Here is a 23,311-nt window from a genome sequence, read left to right as displayed (position 1 = left end):
AGAAGCGGGCGAGACGCTGGCTTTCAACCAGGATACTCCGGACCAGATTCAGCACACGGCGAACGCCGATAGTCTGCTGTTTGGTTACGGGCCGGAATGGCGCGACGGCTGGTCCAGCAACCGACAGACGGATCAACTGATCGACGTGCCGCCGTTTGACATCGACACTATACGCCATGCCGTCGATAGCTAGCAGCTTGAGGCGCCCGTCAGGCAGCACAACGCCGGCGAGATCGCGCTGCCAGACCGACAATTCACCCACTTCATTAAATGGCCCCGCCCACGTTTGCACGCGAGCGGAGCTTTTTTGTTTGCGCTCAACTCTGCGGCTCCATCGTTCTTGGCTCGGCGCCAGTACATTCATACCGATGGTTCACTGATCCGCTTTGTCGACGGTACTTTCCCGTTTCTCTCGCTCTTCGGCCTCGCGAGCTTTGCGTGCGGCAATCTCGGCGGCCATCTTGCGTTTATACTCACCGGTATCTCTCGACCAGGTGCTCCACCTGTCCAGGTCCTTTTGTGCTTCCGAAAAGGACTCTCCGTGAGCTTCGAGCCACCGAACGACGGCATCGTAGTCCGCTCTGAGTTGCGGCGTCCAGCTAGCTACGTCATCTGTGTGTGTTTTCCAGACAAGTATCATATGCGTCAACCTGGCGCTGCCACGCTTGTTGTAAACCATGTGGTCAGCACCTGCCTCCAGCAGCATCAGCACAAGGTCAAATTGACTAAACCCAACGGCGTGCATCATTGCTGTTTCGCCGCTGCCGTCTAAATGGTTGATGTCCGCCCCTTTTTCGAGCAAGAATTGGATCTTCTCTTTCTTATTGGGAACAGGCGACATAACAACCGTGAAAATCGGCGTGTCGCCTCGCCCCAATGCTTTTGTCTTCTGCTCAAGATTCGGATCGCCGCCATGAGCGAAGACCGCATCGAAATAGCCGGGAAACGTGGTCTCCGTCGCCATATGGGTTATGGACGTGCCTGACAAGATCTGCCCGCGCGTGCCAAAATCGCTCTCCACGATGACGTTCGGATTCGCTCCATGCTCCAATAATCGCTTGAAACGTTCTAAGTGATTGCCGGGAAAGGCCCACAAGAGCGGCGTCATCTTCCCTTTGCCTTGGGCGTTCACGTCCGCGCCGGCGGCGACTAGCCGATCAATCTCCGCAAGGTCATTCGCCTCGATTGCATCGCATAAGGCGACCACTTTCGGATCGTCGAAGTAATCTTTTGCCTTCCAGCCGAATTTCTGATGCCACGATGATGTGGGCAGCACGTTTACCACCTGCTGGCAGCCGCCGAACGCGACAATTAGGAAAGAAAACAACCATCTGCTTGTAAAGGCCATTGAATTGTCCACGCTATCATGTTCCCTAAGGATTTAAGTCTGACGAAAAATAGCTGTATCCCAATGCGTCTACGATGAATCCACCGAAGCCGTTTTCCCTGACCAGGAGGCCATAAAGCACACTCGTCATGCTATGAGCCTTGGCTTCGATAACAGCCTTAACCGCAAACCCAGCTGGGATTGCCCAGGGCTGCCCAATTATGATCGCCCCCGCTGCAGTTACTGCGATGCCCTCATCAAATGCACCATCGCGCTTGATTCGAGTACCAATCGCATCGGGGAGACTTGTTCCATCCTGGATATCGCTAAGTAAATCCCAATCGACGTAATAGGCATTGATCGTCGATGCCGCATTATTATACCGAGCGATAGATCCTGGATATAATTCGAGAATCGCGCCAGTGAGATTATTAGTTATCGGATCTTTATTAACGTCAAACTGGTATAGCGTGCTAATAGCCAAACCAGCGGCATTGAACGTGTCCGCCCGGAATCCTCCTACGACTGCGGCTGCGCTGGCCAATCCGCCGCCGAGTGAATGTCCGGTCACTATCAAGCTTTGGCCTTGGAAGGCCGGGACGCGCCCAAGCGCATCACCAATTTGCATGGCCGCTTTGTATTCCGGCCCAGCAAATCCGAACGGTTGTAAGACGTTAGTAGTCCAATCATTCCACTCATTTCTCCAGATATCGTCGTCGGTACCGGCGAATGCCAAAATGTACCGATTCTCACCAGCGGTATAGTCTCGATATATTGCGGCCGTAAAGCCGTCCACACCGTTGTCAGCGCTAGGTCCAAGTAGAGTCGCGATGGCGGCAGGTACGTCAAGGTCTTCCAGATCCTCTACACTGAGCAGCTTCAACCCATAGTCCTTCAAGTCCGTAGTATTTGTGTACACGCCTTGCGACGCCATCGCGTCACGAACGGCTTGTTGCGTCGCCAGTTGATAGAGGAACGAATTGCGGTCGGTAACAATGTACTGGACTGAGTCGGAGCCCACCTCGTTCCCATTGACGATCACTTTCGCCGTCAGTGATGCGGTGGGACGACCCGATTGGACGATCCCCGCCAGGGTGTCGACGATCGTGCTTTTGACGTCCCCGTCCGCGTAGACCAATATCTGGCCGGTCTGCGCATTATAATTCAGGTCCTTAAGCGAGTATTGGGTGTTGGGATAAATGCGGTTGCCGCCGGGTTGGTCGACAGCCGCCGCATTCCGGCTGGCATCAGACGCATTCGTGTCCCAGAGCGAGATCGATCCCGCGGGGTTGTTACCTGGTGTCCAGTCAAATTCGACATCGGTTGTGGCATCATTGGGATCGAGGCCAGCCGGCAAAGTCAAGACTACGGGAGTGACAGGCGTGGTGGAGGAATCCACCATGATCATCTTGCCCAGCCCGTAGGGGTTGTTCTCAAGCGTGTTCTCCCAGTTCGAGTTGTCAGGTGGCCCGAACGAATCGTTATTGTCAGAATCTATATTCAAGTCCACGCTCATCACGATCACATTGATCTTGTCGAGGACGACACGTGAGTCCGGTCGATCGTCGTCCGTGCTGAGCGCGACAAGCTTTATTTGAACGCCTGGATCGTCTTGAGAGAACGCATAGAGAAGTGGATCGCTAGTTTCAACGCCCTCGACGTATACTGTCTGCGCTGCCGACCCGTCGAGCAATGTGACGTCCGACTCAATGGGAGTCGTCTTGGCGCGATCCTTCCACACGTGAATTTTGTCCTCGGGAAACTCCAGAACGAAGCCCGGGGGCCACGAACCCGATGGAACAGGGAGAATGGAGCCAATGTTCAACTGAACAAGGTCCGGATCACCGCCGGAGATATTAGTCTCGTCTAAATCCGGAATTCCGTCTTGATTGTCGTCATCATTGTTGAGCGGCACGCCGATCGCATTGATCTTCGCATCAGAATCCGGCATTTGCGTGCCGTCAGGACGAACCACGTTCAGGGCAGCGCTTGCGACCGTTAGGTGCAACGTGTCAGTAGTTGCTGTATAGGACGAAATATCCTGTACAAATGTAGCGGATAATGACGTATCGCCGGGGCTTACGCTCGCGGACACTCCTTCAATTGAGATGGTAAGGCCGGAAAAGAAGTTAAACCAGTAGGTCGTACCGCTAAATATTTGTTGACCGCTAGCAAGAGCCTGAAATCCAGGATACGTGGCTAACGCGTACTGGGCCGAGGTATTAAATAGCCGTATGTTGTCGCTAAATGTGAACGTGATGCGGCCTGATGTCTGATTGCCAGATAATGATGGTATGCCGACGACATAAAGTGTCGCACTGCTGGTTGCAGGACCAGCGCTTAGATTAAGATCGTAGTTGCCACCAGCGTTTGGACTCAGGTTCGGCACAGGGTCTCCCAACGCGTTACGGTTGCCCTCCTCATATCCAGTGTCCAGAGGAATGACCAAGCCCGCCGGGCCGTCATACTCGTTATGTGCGCCAGCTTCCATCTCGAGGGAGTAGGTGTAGCCAATATTGTTATAAAGAGGTGTAAGGATGGGAGCAGGTAGACCGTAATACGGAGCGCCTGTTGGGTCGAGTTGAACGCCGAGCCGATACTCGTACAAAGTTCCGCTATTTACGTTGGTGTCAGTGTAAGAGGATGTCGTGACAGGCAACTGCGCAATCACATGCCATGGTGAGGAAGGACTGTCACGGCGCTCTATGTACCATTGATTCCATCCACGCTCTTGATAGTAGTTGCCATTGCCAGCATTCCCAGTGATATGTACGGCATTGCTCTGCGTTAACGTCAGGTACGGCGTTCCCGCCAGGCCGCCACCAACTGTCACTGTAATTGGGTCTGAAAATGCCGAAGGCTGTCCGGACAACGATACGGCTGCGACGCGTAATTCCTCAACAACCGGACCGACCGGTGAAAGATCTAGATTGCTAAGGGTTGAGGGTGACGTCTCGACGGTATGCCAATCTCCAGGGAGAGTACGTTCTTGAAGAATGTAACTAGCGACTGGCGAAGCCTCCTCCCAAGTGAGCTGATAAATGGCGGGCTGATAGATTAGGTCATGCGGAACCTCGACCCCATTGAAGGCCGTCACAGAGACTTGCTCGGTCGAATCGAGCGGTGCGGAGCCATCGTCGGCGACCCCAATCGTCATATTGTACGCGTGCGTCTCCTGCATCGTCGGAGTCCACGAAAAGACTCCGGTCGTCGGATCGATGGTTGCTCCATCTGGCACGTCGCCGTCGAGAAAGTAAGTCAATTGCTGGCCGGCGTCCGGGTCGGATGCAGACACCTGGAACGTCAGTGTCGTCCCGACCGAGCCAAATTGCGGGCTTACGTAGTTGATTTGCGGCGCGTGGTTTATTTGACCATCAGGCCCAGTGAAACCAGCGTCCTGGCCGGGATCGTAAATTTCGTCGGGCTGATTGTAGTCTTCTGACGAAGCCGGATACGTATCATTGCCATTGCCGCCCTCAAGTATGTCAGCGCCGCCGCCGCCAATCAAAGTGTCATCGCCATTACCGCCATTCAAGCGATCGTCTCCAGGCCCACCCATCAGACTGTCATTGCCGGAACCGCCGTTAAGGGTGTCGTTACCGTCCTGGCCATCAAGCTGACTACCTGACGGATTGGCGGTCAATGTATCGTCGTATTGCGTGCCGACAACATTCTGGATCGATGATTCAAGATTGCTGAGAGTCAACTGGCGTCCGTCGCTTGCGAGAATAACCTGCTGTGCATTATTCGTACTGAGGTCGACAACCACGCCGAGCCCTAAATCCAGCTTCGAGAAGTCGAGCGTATTTGAGCCGGACGGATCAGAGATGGTTTCGACCCCTTGGTCACTTGTCCCAGCGTATGTATACGTGTCATTGCCGACCGCGCCCTGAAGGGAATCAGTACCTGCATCCCCTTCGAGAACATCGTCACCATCCCCGCCTTGAAGCGTGTCGTTGCCGTCGCCGCCGTACAGTGCATCATCGGCCGCTCCACCTTGAAGCACATCATTCCCGGTCCCGCCGAGGGCGAGGACCGGTACGGAAAGTGTCTGGGTCGTCGTGAGGTTGTCGTTGCCTCCATGCAAGCGTGCGGCGATGCCGGTCGTGCTGCTCAGGGCGAAGGAGTAAAGAACCCCGTCGTCGAGAATCTGAATTGTATGAGGCGTCGGGTCATTTTCCGCAATCAGATTGTCGTCGAGTCCGTTGGCTATACCGTCATTGTTTAGATCACCCCCCCACGGCCCGGTATGCGTCGCCCAAGTGCTGAAATCAAGTCCGTTCACTATCCCGTCGAAGTTCGCATCTCCTGCCCAGCGCACGGTGATATTATTGACGGCATCGGTTCCTTGCACGTGAATCGTGCCGGCGGGCGTGATGAAAGCGCCGCCTTGGAATAGCATCTCGTTGTTTGACTCGTTTGACTCTGCTATTTGATGGCCATCGTCGAGCACGGCTCGTAGATAATAGTCGTCAGTGGTGTCATTCGCGTCGTATGACGAATCGGGTGCGAACTTTGCCGTGTGGGGCCCAGGCGTCAAGAGACTCGGGTCGCTCACCGAAAAGCTGGTCATCACTTGGTCATCAGCTGTACCATCTGTTGACCGGTAGACAGCGATTGAGAACGGGTCGACCGAATCTCCCGTCGGACTTGGCTTTACGACATAGCTGACATTGAAATTGTTGTTGGCGTCGGTTGTGAAACCTGTGATTGCTAGGTCGGCGAGCTGCGTTACGGATAGACTGGGCCAGTTGGCGGATGTTGCATCGTTAGTCGAGGAGAACGTTGCGGTGCCTGTCGAGCCGCTTTCGGCGGATATTCGTAACGTGAGCTGCGGAGCAACGGCATTGCCAGTGCAGGTGGCCATATATTTTCCGGCAACCATATTCAAATCCACCCCGTTGACGACGCCGTCCAGGTTGGCGTCACCATTTTCGTAGGTCCGTCCTGTGGCCAACCAGTTTCCGGCAATCGTATTGATTTCGAGACCATTGACAACATGATCGAAATTCAGGTCGCCCTGTAGTTCGCCATGCAGCGCGAGAAACGGCCCGACGTCTGCCGAAGTGACCGCGCCATCAAAATTGGCGTCGTTGCGATAGAGGATATCATTAGTGATCGTGGTCAGCGACCCATACTGGGCGTTGTAGGCCGACGGGTTCTGGAGCAATTCTTGAAAAGCGTCGAATTCCGTCTTCGCATTATCCACGTCCCCACTGAAATCAGCGTCTCCCACGCGCACTGCCTCACGAACTGCCTCGGTCACGTCAACCGTGTTGGTTCCTGTTTGAGCCTGGAACGTCGACACGGAATTTCCCGATGCGACGAATGAATTGTCGCCGTTGACCGTAGTACCGGTGACAGTCGACACCCAACTGGTATTTGGAACGGCCCGCGCGTCCAGCCACGGCGCGACCGAACTGACGGACGTTCCGTTGAGAGTTAGGGTCGCGCTGTCGACTTGCTGCGATGTAATACCCATCGAAGCGAGATTAAAGCGAATCAATGAGTCCTGCTGGAGTCCAGTGGCTTTGGAGACGTCCAGAGTCGTGTCACTGTTGTGAGCCATCGTACCCGATGGCAAATCAACGTACGTGTCAGCGGCTGGCCCACTGGTGGTGATCAACGCCGAGGCGGTGTTGCTGGTCGCCATCATGCCGAGATAATCTTGCGGCACCGAGACAGTGACGAGCGCTGGCCTGCCTAGATTGACGGCAAACTGATTGATGAGCTGCACCTGTCCCGATTCATAGAACGCCGAATACTGGTCTTGCTGATCGACCGTTTGCTGAAAGACGTCTGAGTTGATGTCCTTGCCCGACCACACGCTAAAATACGAATCGCTTTGCGAGACGGCCGCGTCGTACGCCTGCTTGGCTGCGGCGGCGAGCGTGGTGTCGGAGCTGGCCATGTCTGCCTGGATTTGATCGGCCAGCGTATACAGCGTCGCTCCCAGTTGATGTGCTTCGTCCTGTGATGGATCTGCAGCCAGGTCGCTGGCAACCTGGTCTATGCCGGCATAGACGTTCAGACGGTCCTGGACGTCAGCGTCGGTTTGTGTGGCCATGCTCGACAGCACGTCGAGCTTTGTGCCGACGTCGGTCACGGCGACGGGCGGCATCGCCAGTGGACTGGGAATATCGCTTAAGCTCTGGCCGAAATGGAGCACGGTCGCGACCATCATCGGGTGTTCGGTGACGTCACCTTGCGAGTCCACGGTTGCGCCGACTGGGGCATCCACGTCAGCGATGACCGACTGCGCTTCCTGCGTATGTTCGGTTGCCAAATCCGAGACCATCTGCGCGCCGGGCAGCACGACCTGGACGTCGTAGGTGGCCGTGTCCTGACCGTCGACATTCAGAACGACATCGAATTCGTAGAGCGTCTGCAAAGTGGTCGGGGCGGTTGGCGACATCTGCAGCACGGCTTCCAGGCCGTTCTGTGGATCGTTCACTGTCTGCACAGTGAAAACCTGCTGGGCCACGCTATCGGTGATCCGGAAACGCGCAGACGAATCGAGCGTGACTTGTGTGGGAGCCGGGATGGCGCCCAGAGACGTGTCGACCGTCATCAGCAGTCGCGACTCTAGCTCTTCAAGCCGCAGCCGCTTCGTACCGATCGGCCGACGCCCCTTGCGCCGATAGCCGGCCGTTTCCAGGGAGCGGAACCAACTCGTTGGTCTGATGAGCACGAATCTCTCCTGCAAAGAGGGCCCAATCGGGCACCCAATGCAGGAATGCGCGCATCGCCACAGACTGCGAATGTCGCATTTGTGAATCCTGCCCGAACGGCGAATAGAGAACCGCCCGCTCGCCGCATGAGGCCCGCTTACGTATCTGCAAGGTTATAGCGAGTCGACGGTCTGAAGGCAAGGAATAACTTGTGCAGATTACCTGATCGAACGCACGTGTTGGCCTTAGACGGGTCGCGCGCGGCAATCGCTAGGCTGTTCATTGAAAATGGCTGCGCGAATCCCACACGAAAGCTCTCCTGTACCTTCAGTAGCAGAACGCTGGTCAGGCCGTGACCGATAGATCGCTTCACGGGCGACCACGAACCGGCAGGTATATTTTGTACCCAGTGGTCGATTGAATGCGCTGGCCATCGGCAGCGAGCACGCCGGGTCCTGGTCGGCATGCCCCCTATGTGAAAACCTGCGAATAAATTCGCATTTGGGGCCAAACGGTCCCGGGTGTCGTGGTGTAGAGAGTTCACCCCGCCTACCCCCCGATGCATGCGTTCGCAGCTAGGGGCACGCCGATCCGGCAGGGTGCGCACGTTTTGATAATGGGGAAAGACATCCCCGACTACGGCGAGTTTTTTGGCAGAACCGCTTGAATCGCGGCTGCCGGATCGGATTGCCATGATTCTCGCCCGTGTTGGGCAAAAGGATTGGCCGCTCTGCGCTTTTTTGAAGGAGATGAAGGGCGGGGTCGATATTTGCGCAGGGGAGACATGGCAAGAACCCGATAATTGCGCAAAATGCCATCACTTGCTCAACGAAAAAAACGACGGTTTATTCGCAGTCGCGTGACACAACTTGAGGGAGGGCCGACGCCCCATCTGCAGGACCATACCGCGAATGTGCAGAAAGGTTCGCACGGCCTCACCGCGCTTGAAATCGAAGCAATTCACGAAGCTTTAGCGCGTACAAACCCGTGGTGGCGCGGAAGTCTTACGCAGCTGCACCTTAAAGCGATCCAGGATGAATGCGCACAGCTCTCCCCGTCCGAAGCCGCATTGATTCGTGTGGCATTGCGGGAGATTCCATCGGCGTGTTTGACGGTCAAGCGTGTTGAAGGCGACTGGCTTGAACCGCTTTGGCGCTTCTTCTCTAACCTGTCCGGTAGCGGAACCGATGTTATTCCGTCGAGGACGGTCGGTGATTTGCTCGTCGAATTTGACATCCTGAAACATTGCGCAAACGTCGACACGTCGGAGGAACGTTTTGCTGCGCTGCACGCCGCTGGTGACCGGAACGGTTTGATCCTGGCTGTAATGCCGCGCCTAAAGGGGTGGGTCAAAGAAGCAGCCAAAATCCCGCTAAAAAAAAAGCCTGAGCTATTCGGCGCTCTGGTGTCCCATTCATTATTACCGCTTACCGTAGCCGCTGGCACCGTAATCGCAGAGACGATGAATGATGGCGCGCACGTTTGGCGTTATCTACGCCGTGCCGTTGAACGTTCTGTGTATGACTTCTTTAACTTTTTGCGACCTCCAAACAGGCCGGACGTACGTACGTGCCAGAAGCGTATAGAGGCTCTGAAAGACGGGAACGAACCCAGACCAGCATCGGACATACGTCCCGATGACATGTCTCCGACCGTCAAGGACGATTACAACGGTTGCAAGCCCTGGGAACAGGGTTCGAGAATTGACTATTGTTCCGAAAAAAATGCCGATCTGTTTGTCGACACCAGCACAGATTATCGCGAGAAACGTTGGTGGCTTTCGCAAAAAGTCACTGAGGCGGCTCAGCTTCTTGCTCGTGACAACGTCGCCGTGGCCATCGACCATTTCTTGAAAAAAGGTTGTTGGACGGAGACCGCTGCGCATCTGAACATGCCAGAAAGCACCCTTCGAGATCACATTAAGAAGCTCGCACCCGATATTGAACGCTATTTAGCAGAAAACGACAGTTATGCCGTCGCGCGACTTAGAAACTACTGCCAAATGACGACTGCGTCCCAAAAAAGGCCGGCAGCCAAGCAAACGCCGAAATCAAGCAAACGGTCAGTCAATGGCAGATCGCAAACATCTTTAGAAAAATCCGCTTTGACGTCCGTGAAAATCGGAAAAGGGCGCATATCTTATATGGCGGGCAGCGGTAATACCTCTCGGACAGGCAAAATGGCCAGAGCCGGCAATACTGGTTCAAAGGCAACGGCTAGTAAGAATCAACAACCCACCAAATTGCCGGCGGGAAGTCGACAAGACGGCGCGAGTGGCATCCCCAAGCCAAAGTTCCGGGGCGTACCGTTGCCGTCAGCCGTCGTGCCTAGTGACGCAATCTGACGTCATGGTCCGTCGAACTTTCGCCAACAATACGGGGCCCGTGGGTTGACGTCGTAAATGCTTATTTTAAGGGCATTTACAGAGCCTTTTAACTTCATGTCAAGGGTGTCAACCCTTTAACAGACTTAGTTTCTAACCAACACATATAACTGCCAGTTGCTAACAGGCCGGTATGTATGTCGTTGTCTGTTGTCGTTTTACCCTTGCCAGGGTTGACGGCGGCATTTTCTTCCCCCTCTAAGTCATTGCACCGCCGTTACTTCCTTTCGTCACCCTTGCGTGACCATTGGCATGACGGCGGCGTGACGAAGGGACGACGGGCTCTCTGCCCGCATCGGAAGGGCAATTCTGCGCGGGGCAACGATCGTCTCGAAGGGGCAACGCGTTTCGTTCACATCTACCAGTTAGTCGTCGGAGCACAACATGAAGGTCTCAGAGGCAATTGGCACTCACCTAACGCAATGCGAATTTCCCGGGCAGGACCTACGGGAGCGCTGGACGCCGCAGATGGAAACGCAGGTTAACGTCCAGCCCGGCACAGCCGTCGAGGGGCGTCGAAACACCTATACCGATGGCGTCGAGACATGGCACCACCTGCGGATACCAAAGAACGCTGCCACCGAGCCGAGCTGGACCGATTACGATCTGCGGTTCAATTTAGCACAGCACTGCCAGGCCATCGGCATGACCGGCTGGCAGTACGTCGACCGCGTGAGCAAATTCGTCGGTTTTGACTTCGACGCTGTGGCAGGCCACGCGGCCGGCCTTTCTCCGGAAAGCTTAGCGGAAGTGACGGCCAAAGCACGCGACCTTGACTACGTGGAAGTCCGCCGCAGCACAAGTGGAAAGGGTTTGCATCTCTACGTTCTGCTCGACGACATCCCGACCGCCAATCATAGCGAGCATGCCGCGCTTGGCCGCGCCATCCTCAGCATGATGGGCAGCGACTGCGGTTTTGACTTCACTGCACGTGTCGACGTCTGTGGCGGCAATATGTGGATATGGCACGAGAAGCAAACCGGCACCAACGGACTAGAGCTAATCAAGCCGTCTGCACGGACGCTCAAACTAGCCGATCTGCCGTCCGACTGGCGAAACCATATCCCGATCCAGCAGCGCGCACGGGTCGCAATTGCGAACCTACCCGAGGGCGAGCTAGACGCCTTTGACCGGGTTTGCAGGTCGCAGCAACCAGTCTCACTCGATCAAACACACCACGCGACAATTGAAGAGCTAGCCAACAGCGGCTATTCCGCTGAATGGGTGCCTGAACACCACTGCCTGCACACGCATACGCTGGCTTTTGCCAAAGTATTCGACCCCGCGAAACACAGAGGCGTGTTCAAGACTGATTCATCTGGGTCGACAGCGATCAATTGCTTCGCATTCCCCTTGGAGGGGGGCGGTTGGAAAGTGGTGCGCTTCGGCAACCGAGTGCGCGAAGCCAACACATGGTCGCATGACGACTGGACGAGCTGTCTTTTTAATGCACCGTGTAGCCTGGAAACCGCAGCACGATACGCAGGCGGTGCCGAGCTACCCAAAGCGGGCGGCTACCAATTTTCCAACGCAACGGCCTTTACGGAAGCCCTCGCCGCGTTAGGTGAAGCACAGGACATACCCCAAGCCGTAGCTAACCGGCCGATTAATCTGCGGCGGAACTGTGACGGGCGACTGGTTGTCGAAGTTACAAGGCACGGCGACGGCGATCGGGCTAACGGCCAAATGAACGGTTGGGTGACGCAAAAGACCAAATGGCAACGTGTGTTTGGCGAACCGGCAGGGGAGAGCGCCGAAACGATTGTCCGTGAGTTGCTTGGGGAAAGCCTTGAAGGTCGGGCGTTTAATGATCCGCTGATCCTTGCAAAAATCCACCTGAAGAAGTGGGCAACAGACAAAGGAGAACAGACGCTCGCGTATTTTTGCGGTCAAACATACCGCTACGACTTGGTTGAGGGCTGGGAAGTTGTTAAGCCTGGTGAACTCGACCCCTGGATTCGTCAGACGGTTCAAGAAGTATTCGATCAAGTGGCAAAACAACGGGGAGTGACGCCATCCAAGGTTACCCGCGAACTAGTCACTGACGTGTTCAAGGCGATGCAAAGTTTGTGCGCATGCGAAATTTCGAAAACGGTGCAAGCGCCGTTCTGGCTACAGCCACACGACTGGCGCCCGGACGACGTACTTGTTTTCAAAAACGGCTTTCTAAATGTGCGCCGCTACATCGAAGGTCGCACGGACTATTTCATGCCCAAAACGCCAAAGCTGTTTTTCGAGCACGCGGCAAACTTTGATTTTCAACCAAATGGCCCCGCGCCGGTCGAATGGCACAGGTTTCTCGGCACGCTTAAGCAAGACGAGAATTGGTGCCTATGCCTGCAACAAATCTTCGGCTATTGCTTGTGGCGAGGCTACGACTTGCAGAAGTTCTTCATGCTCGTCGGACCACCACGGTCGGGCAAAGGGACGATTACAGGCGTGCTCAAAAACTTGCTTGGCGGCCAACCGGCGATCTGTAGCCCTGGACTAGAGGACCTGGTGAAAGATTTCGGCCTTGAACAGGCGCTTGGCAAGCGCTTGGCGATTGTTCCCGAAGTTACCCTTCCGCGACAGACCGCTGCAATCGTCGCAAATCTGAAAGCCTGGACGGGCGGCGATTCGATAACCATCAATCGCAAGTATCAAAAGAACGTGGGTTATTGTCTGAAGGGCACGCGCATCATTATGCAATCGAATGATTTTGTCCCACTCCCGGACAACTCGGGCGCATTGAATGCGCGGCTGATCCCTTTGAAACTGACCGAATCATACTGCGACAAAGAACGGATCGACTTAGCCGAAGCACTGGTACCGGAATACCCTGCAATCTTGCGATGGGCACTGGAAGGGCTGAAGCGTTTGTACGAGGCAGGCAAATTCACGCTGCCTGAATCGAGCAAAGAGTTATGTGACGACTTTCGTTCAGCGTCGTCACCGATTAAAGCGTTTGTCGGGGAATGTTGCGAGCTTGGAGAATATGCGGTTCAGAAGCCTGCTTTGCATAAGCTTTATCAACGATGGAAGTCAACGCGCGAAGATGCACTGGACCTTGATGACGGTCAGTTCGCCGTGCATCTACGCTCGGCCGTCGGGACAGTTACCACCACGAGGCAAAGCGCAGCAGACAAAAAACACGTGAAGGAAAACATTCCTATTACCGAGACACCCTACGATACAAAAACTCGCGCAAACGTATGGATCGGTATCCGGCCAAGACCGGCCTGGCTGGAAGAAACGTTTCTCGCGACGTGCGCGTAGGGCGCTTCCAGCGCGTCTGAGGACCAGTTGAGCTGGCTTCTACTCGTGCGCGTCACGGTTGCTAACCAATCGTCGGTCGCGCAAAAATGGCCCATTGCCAAAAGGTGGCACGGGGCCAATCACAAGGGGCAGTTTACGCCAGAACCAATCGGCGCCGCAGTGCGCGCCGAACTTTACCTAACACCTGAGGGGACAAATGATTTTGCACAATTCTGGAACACTTTCGGCGGCCGCGGTTGAACCAAACGCAGTTACGCGCATTGCAGGTTACGCGGCCGTCTTTAACAGCTACAGCAGCGACTTGGGCGGCTTTAAAGAGATAATCCGTCCCGGGGCTTTCAAACAGAGCCTAGCCGGCGGCGTCGACGTTCGCGCGCTTTGGAACCACAACAACGACTTGGTGCTTGGTCGGCTGTCGGCAGGAACGTTGCGTCTGCGCGAAGATTCAAAGGGACTGTTTTTTGACCTTTCGCCTCCGGACACGCAGGCGGGCCGCGATGCCATCGAAAGCATCCGTCGCGGGGATGTAACTGGCTGCTCGTTTGGCTTCAGAGTCCCGCGAAAAGGCGATTCCTGGCGATTGATGGACGGCGAGCGCATTCGAGAGATTCACGACGCGGACATTTTTGAATTGTCGATCTGCGCTTTTCCAGCCTATCAGCGTACCGAAGTGGGGATACGAATGGCCTCGCCACAAATGGAAACTGCGGCCTGTCGGCTGCGACTTTTAGAAAGTGATGACTGATTTCCCAAATGGGGCCGTTGCGTGGACCTGCGCTAATTCACGCACGGCAATTGAAACTGGCGCAAAAGGGGGCAGACATATGCCAACTAAGAAAACGACAGAGACAACTACGGAGCACGCAACAAGCCAGCCTACCGCTGGCGGCGTGCAGAGCATGGTTAGGACTTTGGCCGATTGGCTCGGCCTTCGTCCGCATGCGTCCTTGCATGATGACGAAGGTTACGCTGCGGCATGGCAAAAGCTTCAAGACCTAAATCAGCAAGCTGATAAAGTTCAAAGCGATTTGCAAGGGGCCTATGCGGTTCAGCGTCAAGCAACGACGTTCGTCGACAGCGAGGTTGCCGCTTTGCTGGCCGACAACACATTTACGCAGATGCCGGAATCCAATGACCAGAAGATAAAGACCCTTGAGCACCAGCTGCGCGTATTTCGAAAGGCGGTTGAACTGCAATCCCAAATCGTCACGAAGGCTGAATATGATGCAGGCCGCCGTTTGGTGGAAAAATACGGCCTGCGTACCAAGTACGAAGAGTCACTTCGGGATATCCACCGATGTTTAATCGCATTGGAGGCGGCTTGCCAAAATGAAACTGCCGTCAGGGAATCTGTGCATGCGATCAGTGGCGGCGCATATTGCCCGCCACAACCCTATCGCTGGCGGCCAGAACCGCTAGATGACATCAACGGACGGGGTTCGATCTGGCTGGCGCAAGCCCGCGAATGTGGATACACCATCTGAAGCATTTTCCATGTGCGCCGGGCGGCAGCGTTGCCGCCTGTGCGCGTGTGGCAAGAAAGGATCACATGAAAGACAAAGAATATACAGTTATCAGCAGCAACAATCGCGTTTTGCGTATGCTCGGCAGTTCCCGCGTTGAATGCAGCATCCAAGACCTGGAAAACGAACTGGCTTCAATGCGAGCTAAAGAACGCCGCAGCGCCGAAGTGTCCGATCGCATTGCGCAAGTCAATCAACAGCTAGCTGAATACCGAGGCATTTGTGAATTGCTTCGAAAGCTGGAAGCGCGGCAACGCACTGAACGAAAGGAAGCCTTTGAATGGCGATAAGATCATTGGTTAGTCAGCGGGCGCCAAAATTTAATCCGGAAGCCTTACGGGCCATTGCGTATACGGATGAACGTTCATGGGTCGTGCGCAACACTTACAATCCTGGCGTTCATCTTTGGTGGCGTACAAGTATGAACATTGTCGACCAACGCATGGCTGATGCCGGCCTCAGGTCCAAGAGCGCGCGTTCGGCGGCCAGGCAGGAGCTACGGGCCAACCCTGTACCAGCTGCGTCGTTGGACTTAGACAACTGGGACAAACTTGATGTGGTATGGCCGACGAGAATCCCCGCCATCGAAGGGGCTAGGTGAGGGTCTCCGATTGCTCGCTGTTGAACGTTGCTGTGCCAGTTCGGCGGCGCCGACGAGTTGGTTGATCTTCTCGCGCCCGCCTAAAGCGATCGCGCAAACTATAACTGGGAAACGTCGCATCAATGCGACAGAAAAGGACATTTCAATGATAGCCGCGGAAGGTGTACTGCTCACTGTGGGCGATCTTTCAACGAAGCTACAGGTTTCCCCTCGCCAAATCTACCGGCTCACGGACGGCGGAAAACTTCCCGCACCTGTCAAGGTCGGGGCCATGAACCGTTGGCGATCGGCAGAAATTGATACCTGGATCGCGAAGGGCTGCGCACCTGTTCGGTAGTCGCAAGCTTGACTTCAGGTGCGCTACGTGTGATAAAAAGCACATGACGCGCTCATCACAGATGTCGGACCTGTTACGACAAACTATCTGCGAAAGCGGAATTCCACTGCTGCAAATTGCGAATCAGACTGGCATATCCCGTGCTAGTCTGATTCGTTTTGCACGTGGTGATACTTCTCTACGCCTCGACATTGCGGACAAGCTAGCCGACTACTTCGGCCTTGTGCTCGTCCGCCAAAGCACAAAGGGTTTATTTCGTGGGAAACGTTCGACGAAAAAGCTATAGCAAACCGCTTCCGACTGGGGCTGTTGTGGAACTGCGGGACGAGAAGCGCGTGGCGCGTTGGCGCGATAGCAAAGGCAAGCTTCGCGCTGCTCCGGTAATAAAAGGTAACGACGGCCTCGATCGCGTGCTGTTGCGTGCGAACACTTACACGGCACAGTACCGCGACGCCACCGGGAATGTCCGCGAAGTACCTACTGGCTGCCGAGATGCGGCAATGGCGAGGCAGGTCCTAGGCAATCTCACCAAGCGTGTTGAAAATGTTCGGGCCGGTATTCACACGCCAGCAGAGGATGCCGTTATCGATCATCAGAAGGTCAGCATTGCAAGACATTTTGATGCCTACTCGAAATCGCAGACGGCCAAGGGACGGCATGCCGGGCGAATCAAAACAACGACCGCGCGTCTAAACCGGATCGCGAGCGATTGCAAGTTTGCGCGACTTGTCGATCTTGATGCCGTCGCGTTCGAGGCGTGGTTAGACGTCAGGGCAGGGGAGGGCATGTCTGCGGGAAACCGTAACGAATTCCGGCAAGCTATGCTTGGGTTCTGCAATTGGTGCATGAAGCCCACGGTACGGCGGTTGACCTTGAATCCATTCGCTGCCGTTGCAGTTGCGGACGCCCGTCTTGACCAGCGACGAAAACGACGCGCCATGACAGAGGTCGAATTGTCTAGGTTGCTAGAAATAGCCCGAGCAAGGCCGCTCCATGATGCTTTGACCGTACGTCGCGGTAAGCACAAAGGCGAGCAAGCAGCAAAGCTCTCAGAGGCATCCCGCGACCGATTGGAACGGATCGGTTGGGAGCGCACATTGATCTACAAAACCTTGCTCCTGACGGGACTACGTAAGGGCGAGCTAACGTCGATTACCCTTGGGCAAGTCGATCTAGGCGCAGCCCTCTTGAATCTGAACCCCGGCGACGAAAAGAACCGCGAAGGCAATGTGATTCCACTGCGTGGCGACCTTGTTGCTGATCTACGACTATGGGTCGACGACATGCGCCAGCATGGTTTGACCGCGGCTAGCACCCCGCTATTCACGGTCCCTGCCGGCCTGTTACGAATCCTCGACCGCGACCTGGTCGCAGCCGGCCTGGCTAGGGCGTACAAAGATCCGCAGACCGGCAAGACGAAGATCGACAAGCGCGATGAACGTGGGCGGACGATCGATATCCATGCTCTTCGGCACACGTTCGTCACGAACCTAAGCAAAGGGGGCGTGGCACCGCGAGTGGCTCAAGCCGCAGCTAGGCATAGCGATATCGGCCTGACGATGAACGTCTACACCGATCCCAAGCAGTTAGACGTGGTGGCCGCGCTGGCTACTCTGCCGTCACTCGAAGTGAAGCCGCACACGTCTGCGGCTAGTGACGAAAGCGCGCTTGTCACCGTGCTTGCCACGACTATTGTCCCTGCCTGCGTAACGGTGGCAAACAGTGTCAAAGAGGCGGTTGAGGCAGCTTCGCAGCACGTGGCGTCTACCGACGATGTAAGTGTAATCCCTGTCAACGAAAACAGCCCGCTGACAACAATTGTCAACGGGCTGCAAGAATGGAGCGGAAGGGAGTCGAACCCTCGACCTCTGCATTGCGAACGCAGCGCTCTCCCAACTGAGCTACCGCCCCCTCTGTCGGTCATGGGGCGGGCCACACCGACGGGACACTGGAACGGCTGAATTCTAGGTTTGGCGTCGCGCCTTGTCAAAAGCCCCTGCGCTGCCGGTATCCGGCGACGTCTACCAGGACGAAATCATGCGATCGGCACTCGCCACGACGAGAGAAAGGGCACGCGATTTCCATGGAACTCGACGCCACGCATCGTCAACGCCTGTGGGTTGTCGCAGCGATGGCGCGCAATGACTTGGGCGAGACGCGCAAAAACATGAACCTGTCGCCGTCAGCAAGTTATTGAGCTTTTCTTGCCAGGACCGATGGAGCGGGCGCAGGTTCTCGTTCCGCAGCGGGGGGCAACAGGTCCGCCAGTGTGATGCGGCTCAGTTCGGCACGCTCGGCTGCGGCCACGTCATTCAATGCGTCTTGTAGCTTGGCGAGCGTCTGCTCGGAAAGGGCAGGGCTCGAGGGCACACTGCCCACAAGAGGGCCTTCGATCGCCTCGATCAGGTCCAAGAGCGAAACTGCCTCGGGCCGGCGGTGCAACATATAACCGCCGACAACGCCCCGCGTCGACGTCAGAATGCCATGCGTTACCAAGTTGCGCAGAATTTGCAGCAAGAACCGCTCAGGCATCGAACTGGTTGCCGCCAACTGACTGCAGGGCACTGGCCCACCGGTTTTGGATTGCGCCAATTGCAGTGTGGCCTGGATGGCGTATTCCACAGTGCGCGAGAGCTTCATAATTGTGGCTCCCTGATTGCTAGTTTTTCAACGCACATGGGAACAGAACACGGTAACATCCGACCCTGCCTGAAACTGCCCCGACAGTTCGGCTGAGTTGTGTTTTTTTCTGTGTCTGCCCATTCACAAACGCGATTCGCACGATCTATCCGATCCTCCCCGCTCATGTGATACCCATTTCACATGGTCGAAAGCAATGTCGACCGCAGGGGAATTCTGGGAATTTGCTGTCGGGGCGGCATTAGGCCTGGCGACCGGCAGCCTCGGTTCGGGGCCCGCTGGCGGGGGTGGCCTGCGTTAGTGCGTGCCATACCAGCAGCGCTCCTCCGCACACCAGCAGGCTATCCGCAATGTTAAAGTTCGGCCAAACCCAGGGAGGCCATTGAAACAAGATCCAATCTCGGACGGCATTCATGCGCAATTGGGGGGCATCAGGCACTGGCCATAGGCCAAGTCGGTCGTGCAAATTGCCTAGCACGCCCCCCATAACAGTCGCTAATGCGATCGTCAGCAACCAATCCCGTGCCGCGCCGATGACAAACAGCCAATAACAAATTGCCAGAATGGCGATGAATGATGCAGCTGCAAACAGCCACACCATGCCTTGCCCCATGCCGAACAGGGCACCTTCATTGGTGCTGGTCTGCAGTCCGAAGTACGGCTCCCAAATCCACCAGACGTTAAACCGGTTGGCGTCCGGCATTCCCAGCCAGTGAAAAACCGAGCGCTTCGTCGCCAGATCGATTAAGCAACCCGTTATAGCAATGGCCGCGAACGCCAGATGTCGATTAATTGGCACCGCCGTCATGGTAGTTTCCTTACCAGAGGGGGACTAAAGTGCGTCAGTCGGGGGGAGAGACGCTGACCATCGAGATTCCGGCATTCCCTGCCATGACCTTAGGCCCGTTGCCTTGATTGCGTCAAGATCGCAACGAGTAGGAAAGCGTCGCCGCCATGACTCGTCCGTGGTCCGCCGACAATCTAGTGGGTCTCGCCCGAAACCCCTGCTAGCAAATAAGTGCGCAATCTCATGGGGGCCAAGAAACTGCCCTCGGTCAACATGCCACTCACGACTTACCGACGTTCAAGCTGCTGAGCGCATTTGACGCACAGGGGAGCATAGGGAATGGCGTTGAGACGCAATTTCGGAATTTTCACGCCGCATTCTTCGCACTGGCCATAGGTCCCTTCCTCAATGCGTTCCAAGGCGGACTCGATGGACAGAAGAGTGTCTTCTTCGTTCTCCATCAACGACAACGTGAATTCCTGCTCGAAATTGTCACTGCCCAGATCCGCCATGTGGATGGGCATGGTCGATTGATCACCTGCCCCGTCCGGCCGGTTCTTCTTTAATGCGGCGTTTGCCAGTTGGTTGACTTCACCCCGCAGCCGGGCACGTAGCGCCAAGAGGCGTTCTTTATAGACTTTCGACTCGACCTTCTTCATTTCGCGATATCTCCGGCAGAAAACTCCCCCTGAACTACCGGCGAGGAGTTCATAGACTCACCATTGTAAAATGGGCCAAATCGACTGTCAAACCGCGCATTTGGCCGATCGTATCGACCGCATGGGCCCGCCCATTCGGACACTCGTGCTATGGACGTCAAGTAGACCGTGGCAAGGTTAGCTTGATGGTCTGCTAGTACCGGCGTAGACTGAGCTGTTCCCCCGTCGTGGGGTGCGGCAAATCGCGGGAGGCACGAGCAATTAGCGTGGTAGCCAAGACCGATCTCGCCTTCCAAAAGTGCATCTCCCCGCGCTGTGGGACGACCTATGGAATCGACGAGGTACGGGTCCAGTGCGCGGTATGCGGCGATCTGCTCGACGTCGTCTATGACTGGGATCGGGCTCGTCCCCCCCAGTCGCTATCGCAATTCGAGCAGAAATGGTCACGCCGCTACGACCGGCTGTGCTTCAGCGGGGTGTGGCGTTTCTACGAGCTGCTGCCGTTCGCCCCGCCCTCGCAAATCGTCACGATCGGCGAGGGGCAGACTCTGCTGCAGCCCGCTCCGAACGTAGCTCGTTTTGTTGGCGTCGAGCCCGACGGTCTGTTTCTGCAGTATGAGGGCATGAACCCTTCGGGCAGCTTCAAAGACAATGGCATGTCGGCCGCCTTCACCCACGCACGTACGATCGGCGCCAGTCGCGCAGCCTGTGCATCGACCGGCAACACGAGTGCCTCTCTGGCTGCCTATTGCTCGGTCACTCGGCTGATGAAGGCTGTGATCTTTGTCGGGTCGGGCAAAATCTCGTACGGCAAGCTTTCGCAGGCGCTTGACTATGGCGCGCTGACCGTGCAGATCGCCGGCGATTTCGACGATGCGATGGCCCGTGTCAAGGAAGTGTCGCAAGAGCTGGGAATCTACCTGGTCAACAGCGTCAATCCGTTCCGCCTCGAGGGGCAGAAGACGATCATGTACCGCGTCCTTGAGGCACTGCGGTGGGAAGTGCCCGACTGGATCGTGGTGCCCGGCGGGAACCTCGGCAATTCGAGTGCCTTCGGCAAGGCCTTCGCCGAGCTGCGCGAAATCGGCCTGATTGATCGCATTCCGCGGCTCGCTGTGATCAATGCCGCCGGTGCCAATACGCTGTATGAACTGTACGAGCGGCGCGGTCTGCGTTGGAACAGTGGATCTCCCAATCTGGAATCGGCCGGGCGTTATTACGGCGAACTCGACCATGCGGGGCGACGTGCTTCAACCATTGCCAGCGCTATCGAGATCAATCGACCGGTGAATCTTAACAAGTGCCTGAGGGCACTCGAAACCTGCGACGGAGTAGTGCGCGAGGTGACCGACCAGGAGATCATGGATGCCAAGGCCCAAGTTGGCGCCGGGGGACTGGGGTGTGAACCAGCCAGCGCCGCCAGCGTCGCCGGCGCGCGGCTGCTGCGGCACGAGGGAATTATCGGCACGGCCGAGCGAGTAGTGTGCATCCTAACCGGCCATCAACTAAAGGACCCGACCGCCACTGTCGCATATCACACCACGGATCAGGACAAGTTCAACGAAGTACTTGGCAGCCGAGGTGTGCAACGCGCGGCCTACGCCAATCGCGCCGTAGCGGTGCCCAACGACCTCAACGAGATCGTCAAGGCGATTCAGTTATACAGTTAGCGGCGAGGGCAGCCCCCATAAGAGATGACGAACGTCGATAGACGAAGCGCTTTGGCCATGCGGATTTCTTTCGGCATTTGTGCTTCGACATCAGACATTCTCACCCAACGCCCTCGCCTCGACACTTCGCAACAACCAAAGAAATAGTCCCACAGCCCCCTCGCACGCATGTCCTCCACAAAACTCGCTATCCATGGTGCTGCCGGTCGGATGGGTCAGCGATTGATAGCGCTCGCAGCTTTAGACCACAATTTCACTATCGTCGCGGCAATCGAGCGAGCAGGTCACCCGAAGCTGGGCGAAGATGCCGGCCTGCTCGCCGGCGCTGGCAAGCTGGATGTTCCCTTGTCGGCCACACTCGATAGGGTGGCCGATGTAATCATCGATTTTTCCAGTCCGGCCGGAACGTTGGCCATCGTCAAGACATGCTGCGAACGAAAGGTGCCGCTGGTGGTTGCCACTACTGGCCTTGAGGCCGATCAGCTTCGCGAAGTCAAAGAGGCGGCCAGCGGGATGCCGCTCTTATGGTCTCCTAGCATGAGCCTGGCCGTGAATCTGGCCATGAAATTGTCGGCCGTGGCTGCCGGCGCGCTAAAGGATCATCCCACCGGAGCCGACGTCGAGATCATCGAACGGCATCATCGCTTCAAGGAAGATGCCCCCAGCGGCACGGCGCTTCGATTCGGCGAGATCATTGCCGCCGAGATGGGCCAAAGCAATCAGCAGCACGGTCGCCACGGTCGGCCGGGTCAGCGCCCGCATAATGAGATCGGCTATCACGCGGTCCGCACGGGAGATAACCCGGGCGAACATACGATCATCTTCAGCCTGCTGGGCGAAACTCTGGAACTGACCGTGCGCGCGACGAACCGAGATTGCTATGCGCACGGCGCTCTATCCGCCGCCAGATTCCTAGTCGGCAAACCGGCAGGTCTGTACGGCATAAGCGACGTCCTAGGGCTATAAGTCACGCTGGTTGCCAAATTCCGTTGATCGTACGGCATTCCGAATTCATCATGGTCGTTGTTTCATGGCGAAGTGCGAAGAAGGCTATCTGTGCGACGTGTGCGGCGGCGACGTCGAAGAAATCACCGATAGCGATCTATACCTTCGCTACGTGATTGGCATGATTGATCCCGAGACACTTCACACCACGGCTGAGCGCCATGTGCGCTGCAATCCGGCGCTCGCGCAGTTTGTCGTCGACAACGAATTCGCGCCTGTGGTAGTCGAGGGGCCCTTTGACAAGCGCTCACTTGATCGTATTTACGTCAAGGAACGCGAGACCTTGGTCACCCGCGGCTGGCGACGATTGCGCGAGCTGGCAGGGCAGGAGGGGCTGGCCATCATCGACTATCCTTTGCCGGAAGTCCGATCGAGGAACGAGCAGCGCGCACTTTGATAGCGCGATAAGCCGCGGCGATTGCTGACACGTCCGGTCAGTCTGATTACGGA

General features: G+C 56.2%; 14 protein-coding genes and 1 tRNA gene. 9 read left to right on the top strand and 6 right to left on the bottom strand.

Going from position 1 to position 23,311, the window contains the following annotated elements; all coding sequences use genetic code 11:
• Positions 1-193, top strand: a 193-nt coding sequence (locus VGG64_04890; protein ID HEY1598914.1) for a hypothetical protein, incomplete at its 5' end; no start/stop codon positions are given.
• Between the two features lie 180 nt (positions 194-373).
• On the opposite strand, the gene VGG64_04885 is transcribed toward VGG64_04890, so the two are convergent.
• Positions 374-1,360 carry an ankyrin repeat domain-containing protein gene (locus VGG64_04885; protein HEY1598913.1) on the bottom strand — a complete coding sequence of 329 codons (987 nt, stop codon included), beginning with the start codon at positions 1,358-1,360 and terminating at the stop codon, positions 374-376.
• A 13-nt stretch (positions 1,361-1,373) separates the two neighbouring features.
• A complete protein-coding gene (locus tag VGG64_04880) occupies positions 1,374-8,018 on the bottom strand; it encodes a putative Ig domain-containing protein (GenBank protein HEY1598912.1) in 6,645 nt (2,214 codons plus the stop codon).
• Positions 8,019-8,809: 791 nt separating this feature from the next.
• On the opposite strand from VGG64_04880, the gene VGG64_04875 reads away from it, so the two are divergent.
• The 5 genes from VGG64_04875 to VGG64_04855 all read left to right on the top strand — a co-directional run bounded on the left by VGG64_04875 (position 8,810) and on the right by VGG64_04855 (position 15,452).
• Positions 8,810-10,342 (top strand): hypothetical protein, encoded by a 1,533-nt coding sequence (locus tag VGG64_04875; GenBank protein HEY1598911.1) that lies wholly within the window; start codon positions 8,810-8,812, stop codon positions 10,340-10,342.
• 423 nt (positions 10,343-10,765) lie between these two features.
• A complete protein-coding gene (locus tag VGG64_04870) occupies positions 10,766-13,639 on the top strand; it encodes a phage/plasmid primase, P4 family (protein ID HEY1598910.1) in 2,874 nt (957 codons plus the stop codon).
• A 196-nt stretch (positions 13,640-13,835) separates the two neighbouring features.
• A complete protein-coding gene (locus VGG64_04865; GenBank protein HEY1598909.1) occupies positions 13,836-14,384 on the top strand; it encodes an HK97 family phage prohead protease in 549 nt (182 codons plus the stop codon).
• Positions 14,385-14,463: 79 nt separating this feature from the next.
• The gene (locus tag VGG64_04860; GenBank protein ID HEY1598908.1) at positions 14,464-15,123 is read left to right on the top strand and encodes a hypothetical protein; all 660 of its coding nucleotides are present in this window, start codon (positions 14,464-14,466) and stop codon (positions 15,121-15,123) included.
• 65 nt (positions 15,124-15,188) lie between these two features.
• The gene (locus VGG64_04855; protein HEY1598907.1) at positions 15,189-15,452 is read left to right on the top strand and encodes a hypothetical protein; all 264 of its coding nucleotides are present in this window, start codon (positions 15,189-15,191) and stop codon (positions 15,450-15,452) included.
• Positions 15,453-17,938: 2,486 nt separating this feature from the next.
• Here VGG64_04855 and VGG64_04850 read toward each other — a convergent pair.
• The 4 genes from VGG64_04850 to VGG64_04835 all read right to left on the bottom strand — a co-directional run bounded on the left by VGG64_04850 (position 17,939) and on the right by VGG64_04835 (position 20,186).
• Positions 17,939-18,011 (bottom strand) — tRNA-Ala (locus tag VGG64_04850).
• Positions 18,012-18,290: 279 nt separating this feature from the next.
• Positions 18,291-18,740, bottom strand: a complete 450-nt coding sequence (locus VGG64_04845; GenBank protein HEY1598906.1) for an Rrf2 family transcriptional regulator — start codon at positions 18,738-18,740, stop codon at positions 18,291-18,293.
• A gap of 241 nt (positions 18,741-18,981) precedes the next feature.
• Positions 18,982-19,548 (bottom strand): signal peptidase II, encoded by a 567-nt coding sequence (locus tag VGG64_04840; protein ID HEY1598905.1) that lies wholly within the window; start codon positions 19,546-19,548, stop codon positions 18,982-18,984.
• A gap of 266 nt (positions 19,549-19,814) precedes the next feature.
• Entirely contained in the window at positions 19,815-20,186 is a 372-nt protein-coding gene (locus VGG64_04835) for a TraR/DksA family transcriptional regulator (protein ID HEY1598904.1), read from the bottom strand.
• A 266-nt stretch (positions 20,187-20,452) separates the two neighbouring features.
• Here VGG64_04835 and thrC point away from each other — a divergent pair, with 266 nt between their 5' ends.
• From thrC to VGG64_04820, 3 genes are all read left to right on the top strand, one after another.
• Complete coding sequence (gene thrC, locus VGG64_04830; protein ID HEY1598903.1) at positions 20,453-21,856, top strand: threonine synthase; 1,404 nt, start codon at positions 20,453-20,455, stop codon at positions 21,854-21,856.
• Between the two features lie 168 nt (positions 21,857-22,024).
• Entirely contained in the window at positions 22,025-22,822 is a 798-nt protein-coding gene (gene dapB, locus VGG64_04825) for a 4-hydroxy-tetrahydrodipicolinate reductase (GenBank protein HEY1598902.1), read from the top strand.
• A gap of 64 nt (positions 22,823-22,886) precedes the next feature.
• Entirely contained in the window at positions 22,887-23,258 is a 372-nt protein-coding gene (locus VGG64_04820; protein ID HEY1598901.1) for a hypothetical protein, read from the top strand.
• Positions 23,259-23,311 lie beyond the last annotated feature (53 nt).

The organism is Pirellulales bacterium (assembly GCA_036490175.1).
In the GTDB taxonomy this organism is placed as follows: Bacteria; Planctomycetota; Planctomycetia; order Pirellulales; family JACPPG01; genus JACPPG01.
Note: the sequence above shows the minus strand (reverse complement) of the source record. Positions and strands in the feature narration are given on the sequence as shown.

What these genes read in the sequence shown, in the direction of transcription:
- VGG64_04875 (HEY1598911.1), top strand. Translation starts at nt 8,810, where the DNA reads ATGCCATCACTTGCTCAACGAAAAAAACGACGGTTTATTCGCAGTCGC.
- VGG64_04870 (HEY1598910.1), top strand. Translation starts at nt 10,766, where the DNA reads ATGAAGGTCTCAGAGGCAATTGGCACTCACCTAACGCAATGCGAATTT.
- VGG64_04865 (HEY1598909.1), top strand. Translation starts at nt 13,836, where the DNA reads ATGATTTTGCACAATTCTGGAACACTTTCGGCGGCCGCGGTTGAACCA.
- VGG64_04860 (HEY1598908.1), top strand. Translation starts at nt 14,464, where the DNA reads ATGCCAACTAAGAAAACGACAGAGACAACTACGGAGCACGCAACAAGC.
- VGG64_04855 (HEY1598907.1), top strand. Translation starts at nt 15,189, where the DNA reads ATGAAAGACAAAGAATATACAGTTATCAGCAGCAACAATCGCGTTTTG.
- VGG64_04845 (HEY1598906.1), bottom strand. Translation starts at nt 18,740, where the DNA reads ATGAAGCTCTCGCGCACTGTGGAATACGCCATCCAGGCCACACTGCAA.
- VGG64_04840 (HEY1598905.1), bottom strand. Translation starts at nt 19,548, where the DNA reads ATGACGGCGGTGCCAATTAATCGACATCTGGCGTTCGCGGCCATTGCT.
- VGG64_04835 (HEY1598904.1), bottom strand. Translation starts at nt 20,186, where the DNA reads ATGAAGAAGGTCGAGTCGAAAGTCTATAAAGAACGCCTCTTGGCGCTA.
- dapB (HEY1598902.1), top strand. Translation starts at nt 22,025, where the DNA reads ATGTCCTCCACAAAACTCGCTATCCATGGTGCTGCCGGTCGGATGGGT.
- VGG64_04820 (HEY1598901.1), top strand. Translation starts at nt 22,887, where the DNA reads ATGGCGAAGTGCGAAGAAGGCTATCTGTGCGACGTGTGCGGCGGCGAC.